Origin of the sequence: Nitrospira sp. T9 (genome assembly GCF_052156535.1) — a bacterium.
In the GTDB taxonomy this organism is placed as follows: Bacteria; Nitrospirota; Nitrospiria; order Nitrospirales; family UBA8639; genus Nitrospira_E.
Map to the genome: position 1 here is coordinate 1 of NZ_JBQKUP010000015.1, position 23,838 is coordinate 23,838.

General features: G+C 51.2%; 23 protein-coding genes. 16 read left to right on the plus strand and 7 right to left on the minus strand.

Going from position 1 to position 23,838, the window contains the following annotated elements:
• The first annotated feature begins 672 nt into the window (after positions 1-672).
• From ACTRXD_RS00520 to ACTRXD_RS00535, 4 genes are all read left to right on the plus strand, one after another.
• The gene (locus ACTRXD_RS00520) at positions 673-1,392 is read left to right on the plus strand and encodes a hypothetical protein (RefSeq protein WP_442429934.1); all 720 of its coding nucleotides are present in this window, start codon (positions 673-675) and stop codon (positions 1,390-1,392) included.
• Between the two features lie 525 nt (positions 1,393-1,917).
• On the plus strand, positions 1,918-2,199 hold the full coding sequence (locus ACTRXD_RS00525) for a hypothetical protein (RefSeq protein WP_442429935.1): 282 nt from the start codon (positions 1,918-1,920) through the stop codon (positions 2,197-2,199).
• A gap of 162 nt (positions 2,200-2,361) precedes the next feature.
• A complete protein-coding gene (locus tag ACTRXD_RS00530) occupies positions 2,362-2,973 on the plus strand; it encodes a class I SAM-dependent methyltransferase (protein WP_442429936.1) in 612 nt (203 codons plus the stop codon).
• Positions 2,974-3,273: 300 nt separating this feature from the next.
• Positions 3,274-3,636, plus strand: coding sequence for a VOC family protein (locus ACTRXD_RS00535; RefSeq protein ID WP_442429937.1), 363 nt, complete (start codon positions 3,274-3,276; stop codon positions 3,634-3,636).
• Positions 3,637-3,698: 62 nt separating this feature from the next.
• On the opposite strand, the gene ACTRXD_RS00540 is transcribed toward ACTRXD_RS00535, so the two are convergent.
• Together ACTRXD_RS00540 and ACTRXD_RS00545 are read right to left on the minus strand one after the other, a co-directional pair.
• On the minus strand, positions 3,699-4,502 hold the full coding sequence (locus ACTRXD_RS00540) for an SDR family NAD(P)-dependent oxidoreductase (RefSeq protein ID WP_442429938.1): 804 nt from the start codon (positions 4,500-4,502) through the stop codon (positions 3,699-3,701).
• A gap of 232 nt (positions 4,503-4,734) precedes the next feature.
• Complete coding sequence (locus ACTRXD_RS00545; RefSeq protein WP_442429939.1) at positions 4,735-5,589, minus strand: SDR family oxidoreductase; 855 nt, start codon at positions 5,587-5,589, stop codon at positions 4,735-4,737.
• 100 nt (positions 5,590-5,689) lie between these two features.
• On the opposite strand from ACTRXD_RS00545, the gene ACTRXD_RS00550 reads away from it, so the two are divergent.
• The 3 genes from ACTRXD_RS00550 (at position 5,690) to ACTRXD_RS00560 (ending at position 7,305) form a co-directional block, all read left to right on the plus strand.
• The gene (locus ACTRXD_RS00550; RefSeq protein WP_442429940.1) at positions 5,690-6,730 is read left to right on the plus strand and encodes a threonine aldolase family protein; all 1,041 of its coding nucleotides are present in this window, start codon (positions 5,690-5,692) and stop codon (positions 6,728-6,730) included.
• A gap of 67 nt (positions 6,731-6,797) precedes the next feature.
• Positions 6,798-7,046 carry a hypothetical protein gene (locus ACTRXD_RS00555; protein ID WP_442429941.1) on the plus strand — a complete coding sequence of 83 codons (249 nt, stop codon included), beginning with the start codon at positions 6,798-6,800 and terminating at the stop codon, positions 7,044-7,046.
• Between the two features lie 52 nt (positions 7,047-7,098).
• A complete protein-coding gene (locus tag ACTRXD_RS00560) occupies positions 7,099-7,305 on the plus strand; it encodes a hypothetical protein (RefSeq protein ID WP_442429942.1) in 207 nt (68 codons plus the stop codon).
• A 65-nt stretch (positions 7,306-7,370) separates the two neighbouring features.
• Here the strand turns inward: ACTRXD_RS00560 and ACTRXD_RS00565 are convergent, their stop codons facing one another.
• The 5 genes from ACTRXD_RS00565 to bioF form a co-directional block, all read right to left on the minus strand.
• A complete protein-coding gene (locus tag ACTRXD_RS00565; RefSeq protein WP_312646726.1) occupies positions 7,371-7,805 on the minus strand; it encodes a hypothetical protein in 435 nt (144 codons plus the stop codon).
• Positions 7,806-8,159: 354 nt separating this feature from the next.
• The gene (locus ACTRXD_RS00570; protein ID WP_312744898.1) at positions 8,160-8,375 is read right to left on the minus strand and encodes a hypothetical protein; all 216 of its coding nucleotides are present in this window, start codon (positions 8,373-8,375) and stop codon (positions 8,160-8,162) included.
• Between the two features lie 9 nt (positions 8,376-8,384).
• Positions 8,385-9,911 (minus strand): YifB family Mg chelatase-like AAA ATPase, encoded by a 1,527-nt coding sequence (locus ACTRXD_RS00575; protein ID WP_442429943.1) that lies wholly within the window; start codon positions 9,909-9,911, stop codon positions 8,385-8,387.
• 212 nt (positions 9,912-10,123) lie between these two features.
• Positions 10,124-12,010, minus strand: a complete 1,887-nt coding sequence (locus ACTRXD_RS00580; RefSeq protein WP_442429944.1) for a protein kinase domain-containing protein — start codon at positions 12,008-12,010, stop codon at positions 10,124-10,126.
• Positions 12,011-12,274: 264 nt separating this feature from the next.
• Positions 12,275-13,435 carry an 8-amino-7-oxononanoate synthase gene (gene bioF / locus ACTRXD_RS00585; protein WP_442429945.1) on the minus strand — a complete coding sequence of 387 codons (1,161 nt, stop codon included), beginning with the start codon at positions 13,433-13,435 and terminating at the stop codon, positions 12,275-12,277.
• Positions 13,436-13,689: 254 nt separating this feature from the next.
• Here bioF and ilvB point away from each other — a divergent pair, with 254 nt between their 5' ends.
• From ilvB to ACTRXD_RS00630, 9 genes are all read left to right on the plus strand, one after another.
• Positions 13,690-15,465: a biosynthetic-type acetolactate synthase large subunit gene (ilvB, locus tag ACTRXD_RS00590; RefSeq protein ID WP_442429946.1), complete on the plus strand. Its 1,776-nt coding sequence runs from the start codon at positions 13,690-13,692 to the stop codon at positions 15,463-15,465.
• A gap of 22 nt (positions 15,466-15,487) precedes the next feature.
• On the plus strand, positions 15,488-16,009 hold the full coding sequence (gene ilvN, locus ACTRXD_RS00595; protein WP_442429947.1) for an acetolactate synthase small subunit: 522 nt from the start codon (positions 15,488-15,490) through the stop codon (positions 16,007-16,009).
• Positions 16,010-16,104: 95 nt separating this feature from the next.
• On the plus strand, positions 16,105-17,118 hold the full coding sequence (gene ilvC / locus ACTRXD_RS00600) for a ketol-acid reductoisomerase (RefSeq protein WP_442429964.1): 1,014 nt from the start codon (positions 16,105-16,107) through the stop codon (positions 17,116-17,118).
• Between the two features lie 33 nt (positions 17,119-17,151).
• Complete coding sequence (locus tag ACTRXD_RS00605; RefSeq protein WP_442429948.1) at positions 17,152-17,817, plus strand: phosphatidylserine decarboxylase family protein; 666 nt, start codon at positions 17,152-17,154, stop codon at positions 17,815-17,817.
• A complete protein-coding gene (gene pssA, locus ACTRXD_RS00610; RefSeq protein WP_442429949.1) occupies positions 17,814-18,584 on the plus strand; it encodes a CDP-diacylglycerol--serine O-phosphatidyltransferase in 771 nt (256 codons plus the stop codon). The genes ACTRXD_RS00605 and pssA overlap by 4 nt, the downstream gene beginning before the upstream one ends.
• A gap of 64 nt (positions 18,585-18,648) precedes the next feature.
• Positions 18,649-20,196, plus strand: a complete 1,548-nt coding sequence (locus tag ACTRXD_RS00615) for a 2-isopropylmalate synthase (RefSeq protein WP_442429950.1) — start codon at positions 18,649-18,651, stop codon at positions 20,194-20,196.
• A gap of 150 nt (positions 20,197-20,346) precedes the next feature.
• Complete coding sequence (leuB, locus tag ACTRXD_RS00620) at positions 20,347-21,420, plus strand: 3-isopropylmalate dehydrogenase (protein ID WP_442429951.1); 1,074 nt, start codon at positions 20,347-20,349, stop codon at positions 21,418-21,420.
• A 4-nt stretch (positions 21,421-21,424) separates the two neighbouring features.
• Positions 21,425-22,639, plus strand: a complete 1,215-nt coding sequence (locus tag ACTRXD_RS00625) for an NHL domain-containing protein (RefSeq protein ID WP_442429952.1) — start codon at positions 21,425-21,427, stop codon at positions 22,637-22,639.
• 174 nt (positions 22,640-22,813) lie between these two features.
• Positions 22,814-23,827, plus strand: coding sequence for an aspartate-semialdehyde dehydrogenase (locus ACTRXD_RS00630; protein WP_442429953.1), 1,014 nt, complete (start codon positions 22,814-22,816; stop codon positions 23,825-23,827).
• Positions 23,828-23,838: the final 11 nt, after the last annotated feature.

The window sequence follows — 23,838 nt, forward strand, 5'->3', positions numbered from 1 at the left end:
GCTACTTCTACCCTCCGTCAGAAGCCGAACGGCTTCAACCTTGAACTCTTTGGTAAAACTCCTCCGTGATCCTCCCATCGACACCTCCTTCAGTACATTATCCATACTTAATGACGTGTCCACAAAACCGGGGGAAGATCAAACCAATGTTAGCCTAATTCTCCTCTATTCTTTTAAGGCGGATCATTTTTTAAACCAAGCAAGCCTCTGGGCTCCTACCTGTCCATTTTCAGCTCTTGACTTATTTCGTGAGTGGAGCAAATATTCTGGTGACCAATACTAGTGGTTTTAATATAGTTTTGGCCTACAGATTGACGGTATTAGTCGGGAATCCATTTTGGTATTTATCACTAAAAAAGGCTGGCAGAAAATGCATGATACTTGTGTTCTAGGTCTCGTGGCACAAATTGATTTTCTGTGTTGCCGGGTTTCGCCCCGGCAGGCGAGGTCCTTTTCTTTCGGGAAAAGGACCCAAAACCATTTTCACCCAGGTCGGCCATATTTATGCCGATCCGCATGAAATGTTGTGATAAGCCACCCCATTAACAGCAACTCACTCACATTGGGGTGATTTTCGCGTATTGCTTAGGAGAATCCATTGCGGGTTATTTGGACAGAAAGTCAAGCCACCCCCTTGGATGCGAAGCAGCCTAATTGTTGATAGATGAATAAATGGAAATGCGCCCCCTCTCAGACCACCTAACAACTAAAGATAAAATTAATCCAAAGACTGGTGAGCAGCAACGCATTTACTATTACAAAGGAAAACACTGCCCAACACATTTAATTAAAGGACCATTATCAAAGCAATACATTGGCTATCAGTTAATTATGAGAGATCTTGAAGATGCTGAGAGATGGTTGACACATGCATATGATCTCTTCCCTAAAGAGAAATCAGAGCATGTGAGGCCGAAGGAAGATCGCTATAGGGACAATCAAATAGGCGATGAAAAAAATCACGCTATTGTTAAAAGCTTATTTTTTTCAAGTTTAATATTTTATGGAAAGTGCTTTACTCAAGCAAAAGGCCGAGGTGTTAAACTAGAAAAATCTATTGTGCCTACTGAGTTCCATGCCAAGCATGACTGCATCATGGAGTATAGGCATACACTTGCTGCTCATTCAGGTGAAGGCCAATGGGACACAGGCAAATTACGCTTACTGCTTCCTCCAAAAAAAGGGAGTAACATAGGTCCTCGTATTAATTCAGAGCTACATCGTCTTGATTTCGAGGATGACCGCATGGATGAATGCCAGTTTCTAGATTTGATTAATATTGTTCATAGAAATGTAAAAACCAAAAAAGACAGAATTGGTCAAAAAATATTTAAGGAAATAATTCTTCCTAAGGGTGAAGATTATTGGTACAAATCAAGCCCAAAAAACTAATAACTACATCAGTTAGGATCGCTCCTTAAGTTGTGCCCCTTATCTAAACACTGGCCTCTTCGTGGCACAGCAAAGGCCGTTTCATAGGATTAGCGGTCAAGGCTATTGTCGCGAGTTTACGATAAGTTATGAAGGGCCTATCTTTGGCAGGCAAGGCCCTTTTCTTTCGGGGAAAGGTCCAAAAACCATTTCCACCTAGGTCGGCCACATTCAATCGTGCTGACGCAGATAACGAAAGGGCGGCCCAACTCGCCGGGCTCGGACAAAGTCCGGCCCTGGGTTTAAGCGCCAGTCCAGTTGGCCGATCTGCAGGTGGATAAGTAATTCGATAGGGCAGGGGGCAGGTCTCGAAAGAAGACAGTGGACTGACACGTGGTGGTACAGGTGAGTCAGGGCGAAAGAGGATTGCGTGATTGTAAGGTCAGATCCCGAGCGTCAATGTACTGTGGTTTGGCCTTGGTGCTTAAAAAAGCCGTGGTCCGGTCCGGCGGCCGCTTTGTTGGGGAGTTTGGGGGATATGGAAACGTGTCTGCCAAGGCTACCGCCATTGAATTTGCACTTTCTTTGCGGGGAGTGATAGTTGCCAGTCCTTGGTTCTTTCCTAGGCCTGAAGAATACAAACAACTCCTTGAGGCCAGCGTTTTTAAGGTCGAAAACATTGTCCTGATTCCTCGCCCCACTCCGTTGCCCGGAGACGTCGGTGGCTGGGTTGCAAGGTTCGCCCAGCCATATACTTCGGCTTTGCCTGAAAGCGAAAGAAAACGTTTTATTTCAGAGGTTTTTGAAGCACTGCGTCCCATGCTCTGAAATGTAAATGATAATTGGGAGGCAGATTTTGTTCGCCTGAGGTTCTTTGCCACGAAATCAAAGGTCGCAACCTAATATTGCCTTTTAGAGAGGTGTGTAAAAACAGCGCGCCCCTCAATATTCCGTGTGATCGCGAACCTGATGTCGGAGAATCTTTCTACCATGTGCAAAGACGCTGTCATTGATCTTTACGAGCGACATGTGCTGGCCTATGATCGTGATCGAAGCCGATTGCTTCAGGAATGCATTTGGCTGGATCGGTTTCTGGTCCACGTGCGTCCTGGAGGCACAGTTCTCGACCTGGGTTGCGGGATGGGTGAGCCGATCGCACGATATCTCATCGGTCGCGGGTTTCGCGTCATTGGCATGGATACTTCGGCGTCTATGATCGCGCTTTGCCGCGCGCGCTTTCCCGACTCCGAGTGGGTTGTAGCAGACATGCGTCAGTTCGAGATCGTCCGACGGTTCGATGGCATTCTGGCGTGGGACAGCTTCTTCCATTTGGACATGGATGATCAACGGAAGATGTTTCCACGCTTCGCCAAAAATGCTCAACGGGGAGCACCGCTAATGTTCACAAGCGGTCCTGCTGAAGGGGAGGCGATCGGCACCTACGGAGTGGAACCACTGTACCACGCGAGTCTTGGGCCCGCAGAGTACGAGCAGCAGCTCCTGACCAACGGGTTCGTCGTGAGAGCGTACACGGCAGAAGACCCAGCATGCGGCAAGCACACCGTGTGGCTCGCAACCTGTGATGCCGTACCCGCGGTTTAACAAACCTGTGAAGCTAACCTGGTCCTCGTCCAGTTGTCGAGGTGCTCCTCACGTCGCTCGGAGCCGGGTAGCTTACACTTCATACGTGCAACCCCTCGAAGGTGGCGGCCGGAGTTCTGAGGTGGTGAAGGAGACAGGGCTGCTCGCATTGGAATTAGGAGGAATTGATGATCTGTCGGCTGGGCAGAGTTCGCATGTTAGCTACCTGCTGCAGCCGAACGTGCGGCTCGTTTCGAGGAGGCTCAGGTTCGCGACTCAACCATGCGCCCTGTTAGCGCTATCATCCGATTGGACACCGCAATGAAGATTGTTGAATTTGCTTTTATCGTATATCCGGCCACGAATCTGGCGCGTTCCCGTGCCTTTTATGAGGGCGTTCTCGGGCTCACTAGCGCGACTTCCATGGATCTGGTCGACGGATTCTGGGTCGAGTATGAGATCGGTCCTCACACGCTGGCCATCGGCAAAGAACCATTCTTAAAGCCATCAGGCGACGGTCCTCAGCTTGTGCTGGAAGTAGAGGACTTTGACAAGACGATAGAACATCTCAGAAATCACAACGTGCAGTTCGCCCTTGAGCCTTTCGACCTTCCTCACTGCCGGGCAGCGATTGTCCTGGACCCCGACGGGAACAAACTCGGCATTCATAAACGAAACCCATAACGAGTTAGGATTATGGTTCAAGTCTGTTGGTGAGAGTTTTCAGATATCAGGAGCCTACCCCCTCATTTCGACTGTTCGTGTTCCGGGAATTGCAACGCCGCGCATGCGAGGCCGCCGTCGACCATTATGACCGCGCCGGTCATGTAGCTCGAGGCATCGGAGGCCAGCAGGAGTAGTGGGCCGTTGTATTCCTCGACTTCCGCGAAACGCTTGAGTGGCACCGATGCTACCGCGGCCTTTCCATCCGGGGTCTTCAGAAACTCCCTGACCATATTGGTCACAATGCCTCCGGGAGCAAGCGAATTCACTCGAATTCCGTACGGCGCTAACTCAGCGGCAAGGGCTCGAGAGAGATGGTTCACTCCTGCCTTTGCAGTGGCGTATGGCACCAGGTTGGGTTGGGGACGGTGCGAGGTGGCGGATGAGATGTTGATCAGGCTTCCGTGAATCTTGTGGGCGATCATGTGCTTGGCAACTGCCTGACACATGAGCCACGTGCCTTTGAGATCGACGTCGAGCAGCAGGTCCCACTCTTTTTCGGTCACTTCCAGGACCGGTCGCCATAATGCGACTCCCGCGGAGTTCACTAAGACGTGGATGGCGCCGAACGCTTCGATCACTTCCGCCACGCCCGCGTCGACAGCCTTGGTCTGTGAAATATCGACAACCTGGCTTACCGATTGACCACCGATCTCTTTAATTCGAGCGGCAGTCTTAGCAAGTCCATCTTGGTTGATGTCCAACAGCGCGACCCGGGCACCTGCGCGTGCGAGCGTCTCCGCACAATGCTGACCCAGACCCGACGCAGCCCCTGTGACGATCGCATTCTTCCCTTCAATCGTGAATAACGATTTCAGAAACGGCATCTGCCACCTCGTTTCGCGTCGAATAATAGGCGATTGAAAGAAATTTTATTTCCATACCCATGTGGTCTGAAATGAGGTCAGGCTAAATTCTTAACAATAAAATGTCAACGCTGAATGTCAAAACGTAGAATTCCAACGGATAGCCGTGGGTAAATCCTTGACGGCGAACATGATTTATCCATGCATGTAAAAGAGACTCATGGCTTTTTCTTCCCGGTGGATACCGGATTTTTTAGGTTTTGGGATGTTGAACTTTTTCCCGGGCTTCTGAAAGGGAGAGTAGGGGGGTATGGAGAAGCTGTTTGGTTCGCGAAGAGTCCATGGTGAGGTTTTTGGGGCGGACCAGTCCGGATTCTTCGATGGTTCCCTGTTGAATATTCGATGTCTGTGTGATCCAAAAGTGCTGGAGCAGTCCCACCCCTAAGTCCCACCGGTTCAGGCTTTCAGGGCCTCCAAGGTGCAGGATTCCCGGAACATCCTTGGTGGCGATTTCCAGTAACAATTCGGCAAGATTTTCCACCCAGACGGGGCAGCGAAGTTCATCAATGAACAAGCGATAGGGTTCGTCGGTTTTCGTGGACTCGATTAAGCGTGACGTCTGGCGGTCCGGTGTGCGCAGATCATAGAGCAACGAGGTGCGGACGATGGTGGCCTTCGGATTGAGGGAGCGGATGAGTTCTTCCGCCTGGGCTTTGGCATGGCCATAGGGGTTGATGGGGTTCGTGGGGCTCTCTTCGGTATAGGGCGCTGAAGTTCCATCAAAGACTTGATCAGTTGAAAGGTGAATGAAGCGAATATTTCGTTCCGTGGATTGGATGGCGAGGAGCCCTGCTGCAGGAAGGATCGCTTCAATTCCTTTTCCCTGCTCCGAGCAGGCGGTGTGAATAATGACGTCTGGTTGCACCCGATCCATGAGGATTCGAACTTCCTCAGGGCTTTGGAGATCACACACATGAAAGGTGACGCCGGGAAGGGATGTGGAGGGCGTCGCGTGCAGCGTTCCGGCTGCGACAAATTGATGGGCCCGACGTAGGAGGTGATTGCCTAAAAAGCCCGCTCCGCCGGTGACGAGGAGACGTGTTTTCATCGCCCGCATTGTAGACCAATGCCAAAAGGAAAATCTTGTGTGAAGACAGACGGTTCCTTAGAATAGCTGCAGGGTCAATATTTTTGGAAGGAATCGGCTCATGCAGAAAATTGATTTGCGCAGCGATACTGTGACGAAACCGACACCTGCCATGCGGGAGGCGATGGCTCAGGCCGAGGTGGGTGATGATGTGTATGGAGAAGATCCGACCGTGAATCGATTGGAAGCCATGGCCGCTGAAATGTTAGGCAAGGAGGCTGCGGTGTTTGTGCCATCCGGGGTGATGGGCAATCAATTGGCTCTCCGATTGCACACCCGGCCCGGTGATGAAGTAATCGTGGATAGTACATCCCATCTCATTCGCTATGAAGGGGGATCGGCGTCTTCGCTCTCCGGTGTCCAATTGGTTTGTGTGCCGGGTGATCGCGGTCGCCTTTCGCCGGAATCGGTTAAGGATGCCATCCGGCCAAAGGGACTGCATAACCCTCCAACCACGTTGGTGTGTCTGGAGCAGACGCATAATGTGGGTGGAGGATCGATTTATGCCTTGGAGGTCATCCATCACATTGCAGAGGTGGCCCGCACCTATGGATTGTCACTGCATTTGGATGGGGCTCGATTGTTCAATGCCGTGGTCTCAACCGGTGTGGCGGCTGCCGACTATGCTCGTCCCTTTGATACGGTGTCCTTTTGTTTGTCGAAAGGTTTGGGGGCTCCCGTCGGGTCGGTGGTAGTGTCGGATGCGGCACGTGTTCAAACATTGCGTCGTCTTCGCAAAGTGTTTGGCGGGGGAATGCGGCAGGTGGGCATTCTGGCCGCTGCCGGTGTGTATGCACTTGAGCATCATATTGCCCGATTGGCCGAGGATCATGTGAATGCGCATTATCTGGCGACACTCTTGGAGGACATCCCCGGTGTGGTCGTTGATGTCAAGGCAGTGGAGACCAATATGGTGATGTTTCAGGTCCCCCATTCTTCTAAAACGACCGACACGTTGTTAGCTGACTGTCGGGAGGCCGGAGTCCTGTTGAATGCCATGGGGGATCGGGCGTTTCGGGTGGTGACGCACTTGGATGTCAATCATGAAGATATGGTTGCTGCCGGGCGGGTCTTCAGACAGGTTTTTTCAGCCGCGGTGTGAATGTCGCCACCCCGGAGTTCGTTGACAGGGTCCGGGACAGTTCCTACAATTTCTATTGATCAGCCTGATGAAGGGAGCCAAGGTGAGTTTATTGGATACGGTTTCGTTTCAGCATATCACGAGAATTTTAGAAGTGACGGATGAGTTGGATATTTCCCGGGAAGCCGTGGAAATCCCCTTGGCCCCGGCAAGTCCAGGGGTGGTTCGTCGGTTGTCCAATGGCAAACTGGAAATTGTCGTCGATGCCGATCTGCCCTTCGATGATTGGGTACAGACACTGCCTGAAAAGATTCAGGCGGAAATGCCGGACGATTGAGTCCGATCAGTCGGATCCTGTAACGAAGAGGTAGGCAAAGGAGACCGTACTCATGGCTGTGCGTGATCGGGAGTGGCCTGGGTATACCATTTGGTACTGCTGTCAGGAATGTGGCCGTTTATGGACGTATCAAGGGTCAGATGTCGTGGCACTGGACCTCTCCAGTTCATTGGGCCCGGCCATGGTTGGGGACGGCGTCCCCGCACGAATGTGTGCAATTTGTGAGGGGCGATGTCACGCCCCGTCGGCTGAAATTTGATGACCGTGATGGTCCGGGGAAGACAAGGGTTTGGCCTCAACGACCCCCACGCTTCCCTGACTCATTTATTGAGAACCAACCGCAACGGGTTGTCCCTTCATGTCTGTCTCGCCTGACTGTTTCGTGGTTTTTTCCACTGACCATTCATGGGGCGTAATCTTTAAGAGATGCCCTTTGAGCGTATAGAATTCGCCTTCCGGTATTTCCACCTGATCCGTGCCAGTCACGTTAATGGCCAGCACCCGTTTCTTGTCTCCTCTATTGGATAAAATTATGCCGTTCTCCAACCGTTCCAGTTGATAGGCTCCTTGTTCGTTAATAACCAGGGAATTGGCTTCTATCTTTGCATGCATTTTCCCAACTTTATCGAAAATGGCAAAATTGACTCGAACAGGGGTTCCTCCGGTTTTTCGGAGCTGCATTTCAATTTGGGGGAGTCCGTCAATTTCTACAATTCCATTGGAATTGCGGTACCAATGCGGTCCGACTTTCACATCCATGCCCACCATGCCTCCTTTGTTCTTCAGTGAATAGACTCAAAACTGACCCGTATTGTACTGACCGGATCAGGCCGGTGGCTAGAGGAAATGTTCCTTGGATGAGTGTTGAAAACATGTGTGGTACCTCGGGATGGTTTTAGGAATGAGTATTGGCCGCTTGCCCCTGCTCACATACTCCTTCGTGTGCTCCGCTCGTCCAAGCGGGCTGCGGCTTTTTTTGAGCAGCCTCAGGACAGGGCTGAACCGCCTTCCTTCGGCCAGGATCAGGACAAGCTTTAAGCACTCCTTGAGACGGTGAGGGGGCTTGGGATGTGTGGGAGGGAATGCGGGAGAGGCCGTCACACGTAACTGGAGTTAGGACTTATCCTTAATTCGATTCAGGATGAGGGCAATGCATCCACCCAAGAGGCCTCCCCCAAAGATCGGCGGTCCCAATTCGACCAGTTTAATTTCCCATATAGGTTCATTAGCCAGCATGAGATCGCGAATCCCGCCTTGAATCATGATGACAGCCAGTGCCATGAGGGCGCCAATCATGAACCACCATCGAAACACTTTAAACGAATCCATGAAATGTCCTTATGCCAGAATGGGTCGATCTAATGTTCGGTACTGAATCGCTTCGGCGACATGTGTGGATGAAATCATAACCGATTCTCCTAAGTCGGCAATAGTTCGGGCCACACGTAAAATTCGGCCATAGGCCCGTGCGGACAATCCCAGGCGGATGACGGCTTGATCCAACAGGGTGTTTCCGGCTTGATCCAGTTGGCAATATTTTTTGAGCAAGCGAGGCTTGAGCTGTGCATTGTTGAGGGTCTGCTCAGCGCGGTAGCGGTCGATTTGACGATGTCGTGCCTGAATCACTCGTTGACGAATGGTTGAAGAGGCTTCGCCGGTAATCCTGCCCGATAGTTCTTTGACCGGGACTGCAGGGACTTCGATGTGGATATCCAGCCGATCAAGGAGTGGACCGGACAGACGGCTTCGATACCGTTGAATGTGAAAGGGCGTACAGACACATTCATGGGTTGGGTCTCCACAATATCCACATGGGCAGGGATTCATGGCGACGATCAACATGAGTTTAGCGGGAAACGTGAAGCTGGCCTGTGCGCGGGTCAGTGTGACGGTTCCATTTTCCAGTGGCTGGCGTAAGCTATCCAAGAGCGACCGCTTAAATTCCAGGGCTTCATCTAAAAAGAGGACACCATGATGTGCCAGAGAGACTTCTCCGGGACGGGGGATGGATCCTCCTCCAACGAGGCCGGCTTCTGAAATGGTGTGATGGGGGGAACGAAAGGGGCGATTGGCGAGGAGGGCCGCATGAGGTGGAAGGTTTCCGGCCACACTGTGGACCTGACTGGCTTCCAAACATTCCTGAAAGCTCATGGGTGGAAGAATCCCTGTTAACCGTTGGGCTAACATGGTTTTTCCTGATCCTGGTGGACCCACCATGAGGAGATTGTGCCCACCAGCGGCAGCCACCTCCAGGGCACGTTTGGCCTGATATTGTCCCACCACATCGGCAAAGTCCTCCTCAGTGGAGGAGAGTCCGGGGTGCACGAGGGGGAAGGTATTTTTTGCAGGAAGGAGAGTGAGCGCCCCCTGGAGAAATTCCACTACCTGAGGGAGGGTCGAGACGGCAAACACGGTGGCGTGGTCGACCACGGAAGCCTGCGAGGCATTGTCGTGAGGCAGGATCAATGAAAAGGGGTGATGGGTGGCAATAGCCATGGACAGCACCCCGGGAACCGCTTTGATTCTGCCATCCAGTGCCAGTTCCCCAACAAAAATGTAGGAGGTGACCGCTTCTTGTGACAGGACCCCTTCGGCTACCAAAATGCCGATGGCAATTCCCAACTCAAGACCGGCCCCTTCCTTTTTTAATCCGGCTGGCGCCAAATTGACGGTGATTTTTTTTGCTGGAAAATGGAACCCTGTGTTTTTGAGTGCGGATCGAACCCGGTCTCGGCTTTCACGAACGGTCGCATCGGGTAGCCCCACGATGGAAAATTGTGGAAGGCCTCCACCAATATCCACCTCAATTTCAATGAGATTGGCTTCTAATCCCACCAACCCCACACTTTGAATTTTGGCTAACATGCTTGCTCCCTATATTCCCGTTTAAGACGTGTGGTGGCTGTGCATTCACAGATCATTAGTCACGTTTTTTGGGAACCTTTAACTGAATAGTATGGCGGATTCGGCATGCTGGCTGCTGAGGGTTCCTGCCGTCCATAAGGGTTTAGAGATATTGGTCTTGTGTGATGGACTCATGCATGGGGCTTCTGAAAATCTGCACTGCAATCGAGTGGTTATGGGGGAGATACGGGCGATGAAAGAGCGGGGAGTTTCGGTGCAGGGGTAGGAGACGGTGGATTCGGAGGGGATGGAAGTACAGGACTTGGTCCTTCCGTGGAAAGGGTTGTTCCATTCTCAGGGATCTGAACCGAATCCAATACGTCTTTGTGTTCCTTGCTTTCAATGGTGTCTAACGCCTCGGTGTTCGGGGAGGGAGCAGTTGACTCCTGTGAGGGTTGCGGTCCCTCGGAAGAAACCGCGGAAGACTGTTCAGAGTGTGACGCGGGTTTCTCCGTGACTGTGGGGACAGTTCTTTGCCCCGTTGCTGGAAAATTTGTTGTCGACGCCGGTGCTGTGACCGGAGTAACCGGTTTCCTGGAAGATGGCGGGTTGGCCAGGTTGGAATGGTCTTGGAGTGGCGCCCTGGTTGGTTGATTCGGAACCTGGTTGCCTTCAGATGTATGTTGTGCGCTCGGGTTCAGAGATTGTGCACTGGTGCGTTCCGGAGGAGAAGGCAATGGTGTTTCCGGGTGGTGTGATGCATCAGGTCGCAGGGAGTGATCCTCTGTCACCACCGTTGTCGGCGCTGGGGGTGTCGGGATTGCCCGGTTTGAGGTATCACTAGTTGGTGTGTCGTTGGTTTTCACATGTGGTACTTCGGTTCTTGAGGTATTGAGCGGAAAGGAAATTGAGTTGTCCGGAGGAATGGTTGTGAATGAGTCTATTGGTGGAACGACAGGAGCAGGTTCGTTGATGAGTGGCTGCTCAGGGACCCTGGGTTGATTCGAGGCCAGAAAAGGGATGCCGAGCTGTTCCTTATACATATAACCCATGGTGCCACCAATAAAGAGAAGCAAGGTGATTCCAATCGTTACGCCTAATTTTTTTCTCGTCTGGGCTCGGTGTATGCCTTGATAGTCGGTAGAGTGTTTCGGCCGGGTCACGGCAGGCGGTTGGTTTGGAGGGGGTGCTGATACTGGTGCCTGTGGTGGAAGGCTCGGTGTCTCTATCTTGGCTGTTTGGATTTCTGGCGTTGGTTGAGGTTCTGCGGGGGCCGCTGGCTGCCTCAATACTTCAGGGGCAAATTTTGCCAATTGCTGATTCAAAATGGTGAGGACATGGGTGGCATCTTGAAGTCGCTGTGAGGACTGATTCCTGGTCATTTGGCGGATAAGCTCACAGATGGCTTTCGGGACATGGTTCGGGAAGTCAAACACCGGGTCAGCCTGGTCGAAAGCCAGTTTCCCCATAATCGATGTCTTCGGAAGACCGGAATAGGGCACTCGCTTGGTGAGCATGTCGTACATCATGAATCCCAAACAGTACAAATCACTGCTGAGGGTCAGGAGTTCGCTTTTGGCAGTTTCGGGGAGCAAGTAGGGTAATGGTCTGAGTAACTCAGCGTCACAGTTTTTCAGGATGTCCATCAGGATCCAAGATAATCCGAGGTCCATGACTTTGATCTGGCCTTGAGGGCCGACTAGAACGTGTCCAGGATGGAGTGTGCCGTGAATGATGCCTTGGAAGTGGATATGAACTAACACTTCCGCAATTTCACGGGCCAGTAAGAGCATTTTTTCGACTGAAAGCGGCCCTTCATTCTGAATGACGTGTTGGAGACTGGGAGCATCAAAAAATTCCATGCAGACGACAGGGGTGCCGTCCTGCTCTTCTACTTTGAAGATTTTAATGAGATTGGGGTGTTCTAATCGAAGGAGCGATTTGGCTTTTTCAATGAAGGCTTTTCCACGAATGAGCCGACCATTGATATGGGTATGATACACCTTAATCGCCATTTCCTGCCGCAGTTCGAGATCATACCCATAGTAAATGGTACCGGTTTGGCCTTTGGCAATTTCTCCCTGTATTTCAATTTTTCCAGGCAACAGTTGTGTATTCATACAAAAAACCTAACTCTAATGAAAATTTGTGATGAATGAGTATGTCTGCTGGTCGTGGTGCATTGAAACGAAGGCACCCCTATCAATCAATGCCGAAATCTCGGAGCCATGGAATTCCTGCTCATCTTGTCGGAATACCGTTTGATTTTCTTGAATGGAGGGGATTATTGATCTTTTTGGATTTCGAATGTAGGACATAAGAAGAGGGCGTTTTTCAGGATCAGCTGGCAGGAATAAGAAGAGCACCGGAGGGTAATCTTTCGCTTAGAGAACCTTAAGGGCTGTTCCTACCTTCCGTAATGCTCTGAGGGCGGTCTCGAGATGCTCAAGCGAATGATCGGCTGTAACCGTGATGCGGAGGCGGCTGGTCCCTCTAGGGACCGTAGGGGGGCGGACAGCCGGAATCCACACGCCCTCTGCTCGTAAGTGTTGGCTCATCTGGACTCCGAGTTCCGGGTCGTTCACCATGATCGGGAGAATAGGGCTCTGAGTGTCGGTCAGTTGGAATCCCATCGTCACTAAGCCGTGATGCAAAAACTCTCGATTGCGCCAGAGCATCACTCTGCGTTGGGGTTCTTGCCGAATGACCGCCAGGGCTGCGCTCGCTGCGGCGGCAATGGCGGGTGATGGTGCGGTGGTATAGATAAATGAGCGTGCGGTATTAACCAGATAGGACACAAAATCTTTCGGCCCGGCAATAAATCCGCCGCTGGACCCAATGGCTTTACTGAGCGTGCCCATCTGGAGGATGTTCCGGGAGTCTAATCTAAAATGTTCCACCGTGCCTCGACCGGTTGCGCCCATGACCCCGGTGCCATGCGCGTCATCAATGAGCAGGGTGGCACCATACTCTTCTGCCAATCTGGCTATCTCGGGCAGCGGAGCCACATCTCCCTCCATACTAAACACCCCTTCAGTCAGAATGAGCGTCGAAGTCCGGGAGCGTGTTTTTGCCAGAAGGAGCTTGAGATGGCTGACGTCGTTATGATGGAAGACGCGTAGTGTGGCCCGGCTGAGGCGGCAACCATCGATAAGACTGGCATGGCATAACCGATCCGCCAAAATCAGGGTATCTGCCCTGGCAAGATTCGGGATAACTCCTATATTGGTGGCATAACCTGAAGAAAAGGTGAGAGCCGCCTCTGTTTCCTTAAAATTGGCCAATTCATCTTCTAAAACGTGATGAGGCGTAACGTTGCCGGAAATTAACCGTGAGGCTCCAGATCCTACTCCAAATTTTTCGATGGCTTTTATGGCGGCATCTTTTAGCTGTGGATGGTTGGCCAGCCCAAGATAGTTATTGGAAGCAAAAAGAAGGACTTCCCGTCCTTCCACTGAAATAACTGGAGCCGAAGGGGAGTTGACGAGAGATAATTCCCTCAACAGGTTTTGTTGCGCTAAGGTCTGGAGGTCTTCTTTGAACATTGAGCGGGCCGTAGGATTTTGAAATTTTACCTATAGGATCTGTCGTCCACAGGTATTTCGTAATGGGATCAACCCTGTTACAATAAATATTGACTTGAAAAAACCATAATGATTACAATGGTTTATTTATGCAGACAATAAATTTGCCACAAATGGGGAATATTTTTTGTCGAAGAGGTTTTTGAGGGGTTTTACCGGGACGATGTGGTTCACCAGGTTTCGTCCGTCGTCACATTAACCAGAGGGTGAGAATTATGAAAATCACTGGTGCAGAAATCTTCTTAGAAGCATTAAAGCGTGAGGGCGTGAAAACCATGTTTGCCTTGCCAGGCGGAGTGGTTCTCAAAATATTCGATGTCTTGCACCAGCAAAATGATATTCGGGTAATTCTGACACGACATGAACAAGGTGCCGGGTTTATGGCCGTCGGATACGCAAAAGCCATGGGCAAACCCGGTGTGGCGCTGATTACCTCCGGCCCCGGCATGACCAATGTTATCACGTCTCTTGCTGACGCGTATATGGATTCAGTTCCCATAGTCGTCTTTTCAGGACAGGTTCCCACAGCCTTAATCGGCAACGACGCCTTTCAAGAGGCCGACAATATCGGTCTCAGTCGTCCGTGCACCAAATACAATTTCCTGGTCAAGGACGTGAAAGATTTAGCACAGACGATTAAGGAGGCGTTTTATATTGCCACCACTGGCCGCCCTGGCCCGGTTTTAGTCGATATTCCTAAAGATATTTCGCTCGATAAAGCGGACTTTCATTACCCGACGTCTGTTTCCATTCGCGGATATAACCCCACGTACGACGGAAGTCGGTGGAAAATTAAACAAGCGGCGGACGCGATCATGAAAGCAAAGCGTCCAATTTTATATGTGGGTGGAGGAGTCGTGTTATCCGGGGCCTCTCCGGAGGTAAAAGAGCTTGCCGAGCTGACGCAAATTCCCGTGGATATGACGTTGATGGCGCTTGGGGCATTTCCCGGAAACCATCCCCTTTCACTGGGCATGCTGGGCATGCATGGGACGTATGTCGCGAATATGGCCATGCATTATTCCGACCTGGTTATTGCCGTTGGGGCACGATTTGATGATCGGGTGACGGGCAAGGTTTCAGAGTTTTGTCCCGATGCGAAAATTATTCACATTGACATTGATCCGACCTCTATTCGGAAAAATATTCAGGTAGACATTCCCATTGTCGGTGACTGTAAGCGAGTGCTCATTGAATTGAATAATATTCTTCGCGCCACGGTGAATGGGAATCAAAAAGAGCAAAGGAAGCCCTGGTGGGATCAACTGAATGCCTGGAGGCAAGCGCACCCTCTGCGCTATGATCAAGATCCCGACGGACAAATTAAGCCACAATTTCTTATTGATCGCCTGTATCAGCTGACGAGTGACCGAAATCCTATTTTGGCCACAGACGTGGGTCAACACCAGATGTGGTCAGCTCAATATTTTAAATTACAGAATCCTCAATCCTGGTTAACATCAGGGGGGCTGGGGACCATGGGTTTTGGATTGCCGGCCGCGATGGGGGCTCAAGCTGCGTTTCCGGATCGACTGGTTCTGTGTGTCGCCGGTGATGGCAGTATTCAAATGAATACCCAAGAGTTGGCGACCGCAGTCGTTGAGCAACTACCGGTTAAAGTTTTTATTATTAATAACCGGTTCCATGGCATGGTTCGGCAGTGGCAGGACTTGTTTTATGAGGGCCGGTATGCGTCAAGTTACCTGGGGACCGTTCCTGATTTTGTGAAATTAGCGGAAGCCTATGGGGCTGCTGGTATTCGAATTGAAAAGGTTTCAGAAATGGATAGCGGGATTCGTGAAGCTCTTTCCATTAAGGGCCCGGTCGTGATTGACGTCCCGACCTACCAGTTTGAAAATTGTTATCCCATGATTCCGGCCGGAGGCTGTAATCATGAAATGTTATTAGCAGATCCCCCGGACCTAAAGAAGCCCAATGCCATGCAAAAAATAGGTACTCAGGCGGATTCGGATTCTGTCATCACAGCTTAGAGTACAACCATAAAAGGGTGTTATGGAACACATTATTTCGTTGACGGTAGAGAATAAATTCGGATCTTTGTCCCGAGTAGCGGGTCTCTTTAGTGGCCGGGGCTTTAATATAGAAAGTTTGTCAGTTGCCCCGACATTGGATCCCTCTGTGTCCATGATGACCTTGGTCACCAAGGGGGATGATCCGATTATCGAACAAATCCTGAAGCAACTGAACAAACTCATTGATGTAATTAAAGTCGTTGATATTAGCGAAAGCGAGTTTGTTGAACGAGAGACTGCGCTAATTAAGGTTCATACCCGGCCAGAGGATCGAGCGGAAGCTCTTCGCATTGCGGATATTTTTCGAGCCAATGTTCTGGATTCCTCTCCTACCAGCTACACCATTGAGGTCACTGGAGATGTGAGGAAAGTCCAGGCGATCATCAATCTCCTGCAGCCACTTGGCATCAAAGAGCTGGTACGAACCGGCAGGATTGCCATTGGGCGCGAACCGACACGCTCGACACAAACCCAATCCCGACCGCTTGCGAAAGCGAATTAATCAGGCCAACAACAGCTGCCTTTAAACTGATGGGATCCGTCCACCCTGATAGACGGAACGACTAAGGACTATATTATCTTTATGAGGAGTGCATGATGAAAATTTATTATGAAAAAGACGCAGATCGACAGATTTTGGCCAAAAAAACTGTGGCCGTAGTGGGGTTCGGTAGCCAGGGTCATGCTCATGCCTTAAACATGCGGGATAGTGGTCTTCAAGTGGTCGTGGGCTGCCGGGAAGGTTCGTCATGGAACAAAGCGGAAGCGGCTGGGTTGAAAGTCATGCCGACCGCGGATGCGGTTAAAGGTGCTGATGTGGTGATGCTGTTAGCTCCAGATGAAGCCCAAGCCGCCATCTACAATAAAGATATTGGTCCAAACTTGAAACAGGGAGCTTATCTGGCCTTTGGGCATGGGTTTAATATCCATTTTGGGCAAATTCAACCTGACAGCCATGTGAATGTGTTTATGGTGGCTCCCAAGGGTCCCGGGCATCTGGTCAGGTCGGAGTATACCAAAGGGACGGGCGTACCATGCTTGTTAGCCATTCACCAGGATCCCGGCGGTCAGACAACGAAGGTCGGATTGGCCTACGCCTGTGCGATTGGCGGAGCCAGAGCGGGTGTCATTGAAACCTCCTTTCGAGAAGAGACGGAAACGGATCTTTTTGGGGAGCAGGCGGTCTTATGTGGAGGGCTTACCTCCCTGATTCAGGCAGGATTTGAAACATTGGTCGAAGCCGGCTATTCGCCTGAAATGGCCTATTTCGAATGTTTACATGAAGTGAAGCTCATCGTGGACCTGATCTATCAGGGTGGAATTGCCAATATGCGCTATTCTATCAGCACGACGGCAAAATATGGCGATGTGACACGAGGCCCACGTGTGGTAACCGATGAGACCAAGAAAGTGATGAAAGAGATTTTGGGAGAGATCCAAAGCGGTCGATTCGCCAGAGAGTGGGTGCTGGAAAATCAAGCGAACCGGCCCGTGTATAATGCTCTCTTGAGAAGGGGAGAGGAGCACCCGATCGAAGAGGTCGGTTCACGGTTGCGAGGGATGATGCCATGGCTGCAAAAAGATCAGCTTGTGGATAAACAGAAAAATTGATGAAAAGATTGCGAGATGTGAGACCCATTCCCAATGGCTGATCAGGCAAAAGGGATTCCTGTTGCCAAAGAAGGCCTTCCCTTTATCGCAGGGGGAGGGCTTCTGACGCTTGGGTGTTGGGTGGCCGGATCGGTCTGGCTCACTTGCCTGATGGGATCGTTAACCCTATTTACTGCCTGGTTTTTTAGAAATCCGGTTAGAACGATTCCTCAGGGGAAAAACCTCATTGTGTCTCCTGGGGATGGGACAGTCGTAGCGGTGGAAGAAGAATTCGAGCACCGTTTCCTCAAGGAACCCAGTATCAGAATCAGCATTTTTTTAAATGTTTTCAATGTCCATATTAACCGGATGCCGGCTGCAGGAGTGCTACAGGATGTCGTCTATGCTCCCGGAAAGTTTTTGGTAGCCAGTCGTCCGGAGGCTTCAGCGGAAAATGAGCAAAATGCGCTGATGCTCAAGCGTTCCGATGGAAAAAAAATACTGTGTGTCCAAATTGCCGGGTTAATTGCCAGACGGATTGTCTGTTGGGTCACCCCCGGTGAACAGGTTGAGGCAGGCGAACGATTTGGACTTATTCGGTTTGGTTCCCGGATGGATTTGTATCTTCCTCACGATAGTGCCATTCAAGTCAAGGTTGGCGAGAAAGTAAAGGGAGGATCGTCCATCGTGGCGGAGTTGCTATGCGTGGAGGCTTCATGAAACAGCCCAAAAAACGACGGGTCGTCTATTTAATTCCCAATCTGCTGACCACGGGAAATCTCTTTAGTGGGTTGGCCTCAATCCTGTTTGTCTTTGGAGGTGATTATGGTGCTGCGGCCATTGCCATCCTTGTGGCGATCGTCTTTGACGTATTGGATGGGACGTCAGCCCGGCTGATGAAAAGTACGAGTGACTTCGGGTTGCAATATGATTCGTTGGCAGATGTCGTGGCTTTCGGCGTGGCTCCTGGCTTGCTGATGTATTCATGGGCGCTGAGTGCTCCGAAGATGTTGGGCGCGGCGGTGATGTTTGCCTTTGTCGCATGTGGTGCCCTGAGATTGGCCAGGCATAACGTTCTGGCGACGACAGGTGGAGACGGCAAGCCGTTTACCGGTCTTCCCATTCCCGGTGCAGCAGGGGTGATGGCCACGTTGGTGATTTTCGATCAACATGTTGCGCCGTTAGGAGAGAAGGTAAAGCCAATTCTTGGGATTATCTTGACCTTGGTGCTGGCGTTTCTCATGGTGAGTACATTTCGTTATCGTAGTCTGAAAGAATTAAAAACGCAGGAACACCACCACTTTAATTATTTGGTGTATGCAGTCCTCATTCTCATGGCGGTCTTAGCGTATCCACAGGCGATGCTTTTTGTCGTGTTTGCAGCCTATGCGCTTTCCGGCGTATTGGAGCAAGGATGGAAGCTGGTGGCAGGTATGTTGGGGAAAAAGCCGGCGGAAGAGATTAGACCGGATGGACTCCACAAATGAATGGTCCGCCATGGAGAGGAGAGGGGACGTTGGGGATGAAGACCAAATGTGGGGGTAATGAGCCATGACACGGATGATTCGAATTTTTGATACCACCTTGCGGGATGGAGAGCAGTCTCCTGGCGCAAGCATGAACATCGAAGAAAAAATCCTCGTGGCGAAGCAATTGGCCCGATTGAATGTGGATATTATCGAAGCCGGTTTTGCGTTTAGTTCTCCTGGTGATTTTGAAGCGATTCATCGTATTGCCCAGGAAGTGGAAGGTCCGGTCATTTGCAGTCTGGCCCGTGCGAAACCGGAAGATATTGACCGGGCTTGGGAGGCACTCAAAGGCGCACCCAAAAGCCGAATCCATACGTTTTTGTCTTCTTCGGATATCCACCTGAAGCATCAATTTCGTATGACCAGGGATGAAGCCCTCAAGAGGGCAGTGGAGATGGTTCGCCATGCCCGGGGTTATGTTGAGGATGTGGAATTTTCTCCCATGGATGCCACCCGCTCCGATTTGACCTATCTCTGTGAAGTGGTGGAAGCCGTAGTGGAGGCTGGAGCGGGAACGGTGAACATTCCGGATACGGTGGGGTATACCACTCCCGAGGAGTTTGGAAAGATTATTCGGACATTAAGAGAGCGAGTCCGGGGGATGGAGACGGCCATTATTTCCGTCCATTGCCATAACGACTTGGGGTTAGCTGTCGCAAATTCCATGGCTGCCATATATGCGGGAGCGGGCCAGGTGGAATGTACGATCAACGGGATTGGTGAACGAGCCGGCAATGCGTCGTTAGAAGAAATCGCGATGGGACTGCGTACGCGTACCGATTTTTACCAGTCCGATACCAACATACGCACGGAGGAAATTTCCAAAGCCAGTCGGTTGGTCAGCAATATCACCGGAATGGTGGTTCAGCCCAATAAAGCGATTGTGGGTGCCAATGCCTTTGCGCATACGTCCGGTATTCATCAGGACGGCTTGCTCAAAAACAAGAGTACCTATGAGATCATGCAACCGGAATCCGTCGGATTAACTCAAAGTCGGTTGGTGATGGGCAAACTGTCCGGTCGGCATGCCTTTCGTGAAGAACTGGCGAATCTGGGGTACACCCTTTCTGAGCAGGAATTGCAAGAGGCCTTTGAACGCTTTAAACATCTGGCGGATCAAAAGAAGGAATTATTTGAAGAAGATCTGGAGACAATCGTCAATAAGGCAATTACCAAAGTTCCTGAGCGCTATGCCTTAAAGGGGTTGCACGTGGAAAGTGGCTTGGAGCAGCGCCCGTCCGCGATGGTGGAATTGATGATGGATGGGCGAGTCGCGAAACTAACGGGTACGGGTGATGGGCCGGTGGATGCGGTGTATCGGACCATTGCGGCCTTGACTGAAACGAAAAGTCTTCTTCGTGCCTATATCGTGAAAGCGATTACCGGTGGTACCGATGCCCAGGGAGAAGTGTCGGTCCGCGTCGAGGAAAATAGTGAAACCGTTACCGGTCATGGGTCAGATACGGATATTATTCTTGCTTCTGCACAGGCCTATCTTAATGCGCTCAATAAATTGGCGGATTTGGCGGAACGACATGCCAGAGCCGAACAAAAAATCGGGTTATGTTGAAGAACGCGTTCCCTTCATCATAAGTCAATGAGCCACTGATCTCCTGCCATTTTCTTCGTCCATGGGTGTGTGCCTTCTCTCAGACCGTTTAGAGTGCGCGTTTATCGCCAAAATCAAACCAAAGATGTTCATCATATTATTGGGGGAATCATGAAGAAACGGATTGCCGTATTGCCGGGTGATGGAATCGGGCCTGAAATCATGCCACAAGCGATTCGGGTTCTCGAGACCATTGGTCAGAAGTGTGGGCATCAATTTACTTTTACCTATGGGCAGGTTGGCGGGGAGGCTATTGACGCCACAGGCTTTCCATTACCGGCCGAGACCCTGAAATTGGCTCAATCGAGTGATGCCGTCCTCTTGGGAGCTGTGGGCGGCCCGAAGTGGGAAGGCCTTGAGTATGAGCGTCGGCCGGAGCGAGCCTTACTCGGGTTGCGAGAGCAGCTTGGGCTTTTCGCTAACCTCCGACCGGCAAAAATGTATTCAGCGTTGGTGGGGGCGTCCAGTCTCAAGCCTGAAGTCGTGGCGGGTATTAATATTCTGGTTGTTCGGGAATTGACCGGTGGGATTTATTTTGGCAAACCGAAAGGCATTGAACAAACGGCGACAGGACATCGGGGATTCAATACCGAAGTCTACACGACGGAGGAAATCCAACGGATCGCGGAAGTGGCTTTTCAGGCAGCCCGGAAGCGGCGTGGCCTTGTTCACTCAATCGATAAGGCCAACGTGCTGGAGTCGTCCGAGCTCTGGCGGCGAGAAGTGATCAAGGTGCATCAGGGCTTTCAAGATGTGGAATTGCGTCACATGTATGTAGATAACTGTGCTATGCAACTCGTTCGCTATCCCAAGCAATTCGACGTGGTGGTGACGACCAATTTGTTTGGGGATATTTTGAGTGATGAAGCGGCGATGCTGACCGGGTCGATAGGCATGCTCCCTTCTGCCAGCGTCGGAGCGACAGTGGGGATGTTTGAACCTATCCATGGAAGCGCTCCGGATATTGCCGGGAAAAACATCGCCAATCCTATTGGGACCATTGCCTCCGCAGCCATGATGTTGTGCTATTCGTTCGAATTGACGAACGAAGCCGAGATGATTGAATCGGCTATCCAGAAGACTCTTGAGCAGGGATACCGCACGAAAGATATTGAGAGTCACGGGTGTACCATAGTTGGAACCGCTGAAATGGGCGATCACATCGTAACGCAGTTAGGACACTAATCAGATGATTGGGCAAGGACAGAGTGGGCAGATTCTTACGATAGCGGGAACGGGGGAGCCCGGGTATGAGGGCGATGGACAGCTAGGGACTCAAGCGGTTCTGAATGAACCCAAAAATGTGTGCTTTGACGCTGAAGGCAACCTCCTGATTGCCGATTCTGAAAATCATGTCATTCGCCGTTTGCGGCATTCGACCGGTGTCATCGAAACGATAGCCGGTTTCATGGTCATGCGACGCGCCGGAGGAGAAAATCCACAGTCTCCGACAGCATCTCCAACTTCTCACGTCGAGGAGGAGATTGATCCTCTTGCGGATGTGGATGAGATTCCGGGCCAAGCCTACTCTCAAACGCCTGATTTGAGTGGAACGGTGCGCTACATAGTTGGACAGGGAATGGGCAAAGATCGGTTTGCGGGAGATGGGATTTTGGCCACAAAAGCACAATTAAATTTCCCCTCTGCCGTCGCCGTTGATACGGCAGGCAATCTCTTTATTGCCGATACGTGGAACCATCGCATTCGGCGTGTAGATTCCAAAACGGGGATAATCCAGACCGTGGCCGGGACCGGCCAGGCAAAGTGGACGGGTGACGGCGGTCCCGGAACATCCGCTTCTCTGAATGAACCGGTGGCATTAGTCGTGGATGGTACGCGACTCTATATTGCCGATCAGAGTAATAATCGCATCCGTAGGGTGGATTTGGAATCGGGTGTCATGACAACCATCGCAGGAACCGGAGAGTCCGGATATACTGGGGATGGCATGCCTGCGATTGAGTCTGCGCTTGCGGGACCGAGCGGGTTGGCACTTGATCGCCATGGCAATCTCTATATTGCCGATACCTTTAATGGCCGTATTCGCATGCTTGACCACCGCACAGGGATTCTGTCCACGGTGGCGGGGGATGGCGCCGAGTTTCGCTACGAGCGTGGGGCAAATGAACAATCTCAGGCGTTGGCCAGGCCCTATGGCATCGCGATAACACCACAAGGCCATGTGCTTATCACGGATTCCGATCATCACTTAATCCGGAAGTGGGATGCCGTCAATAAAGAAATGACTCTGGTCGCCGGCAATGGCCAATCGACATGGGCTGGTGATGGAGGCCCGTCTTCGGATAGTAGCCTCAGTTTTCCGTTTGGTGTGGCTGTTGACGCCTTGGGCAATATTGCGATTGCCGATACCTTTAATCACCGCATCCGCTATATTCCTGTCTAAGAAGAGTCCCGGAGGCCATCACGGGGTATCAGAATTTTCGGCCTCGGCCCTTGGCTGGAATGCTCTCCTGCGATGAATTTCCCTTTCGTAATTTTTGAGTCAAGGATTTTGAACTGATAGGATGTGTGGAATACTGAATGCCATCCGTGATTTTCTTGAGGGAGTGAGCCTGACATGATAAAGAAAAAATCGGCCTATACGGTCGCAGTGGTGGGAGCAACCGGTGCCGTTGGTACGGAAATGATCCAGGTCCTGGAAGAACGGGATTTTCCTGTCGAGGAATTAGTCCCGCTGGCCTCGGCCCGGTCCGAAGGCAATGAGGTCATGTTTCGCGGTCAGACTCTTCCCGTTAAGGTGCTGGAGCACAACTCGTTCGAGGGTGTGGATGTGGCCTTGTTTTCGGCAGGAGCCGGTGTTAGCAAAGAATTCGGTCCGATGGCTGTCAAAGCTGGAGCCGTGGTGGTGGACAATAGTTCCGCATGGAGAATGGACCCCAACGTACCACTCGTGGTGCCTGAGGTGAATGTCCATGCTCTTTCGGGACATCAGGGGCTGATTGCCAATCCCAATTGTTCCACCATTCAAATGGTCGTGGCTTTGAAGCCGCTGCATGATGCAGTCCAAATCAAACGGATTATTGTCACTACATTTCAATCCGTGTCCGGAACCGGCAAGGATGGGATGGAAGAATTGATTGATCAGTCCCGACAACTACTCAGTTTTGGAGAAGCCAAAGTGTCGGTCTATCCGCATCAAATTGCCTTTAATTGTTTGCCACATATTGATGATTTTTTACCGAATGGGTACACCAAAGAAGAAATGAAAATGGTCAACGAAACCCGGAAAATTCTGGGTGAATCGTTGTTGCCGATTACGGCAACGACGGTCAGGGTCCCGGTCTTTATCTGCCATGCGGAATCCGTGAATATTGAAACTGAGCAAAAGCTGAGTGCCAATGACGCACGAGCGATACTGTCTGCCGCTCCCGGCATTCAGGTCTACGATGATCCCAGTCGCAATTTGTATCCTCTACCGATCGATGTAGTGGGAACTGATGCGGTATTTGTGGGGCGGGTAAGAGAAGATGAATCGGTGACTCATGGATTGAATCTGTGGATTGTGGCGGATAATTTGCGAAAAGGTGCCGCGCTCAACGCCGTACAAATCGCCGAGGAACTTATCCGGTAATGCGTGAGAGT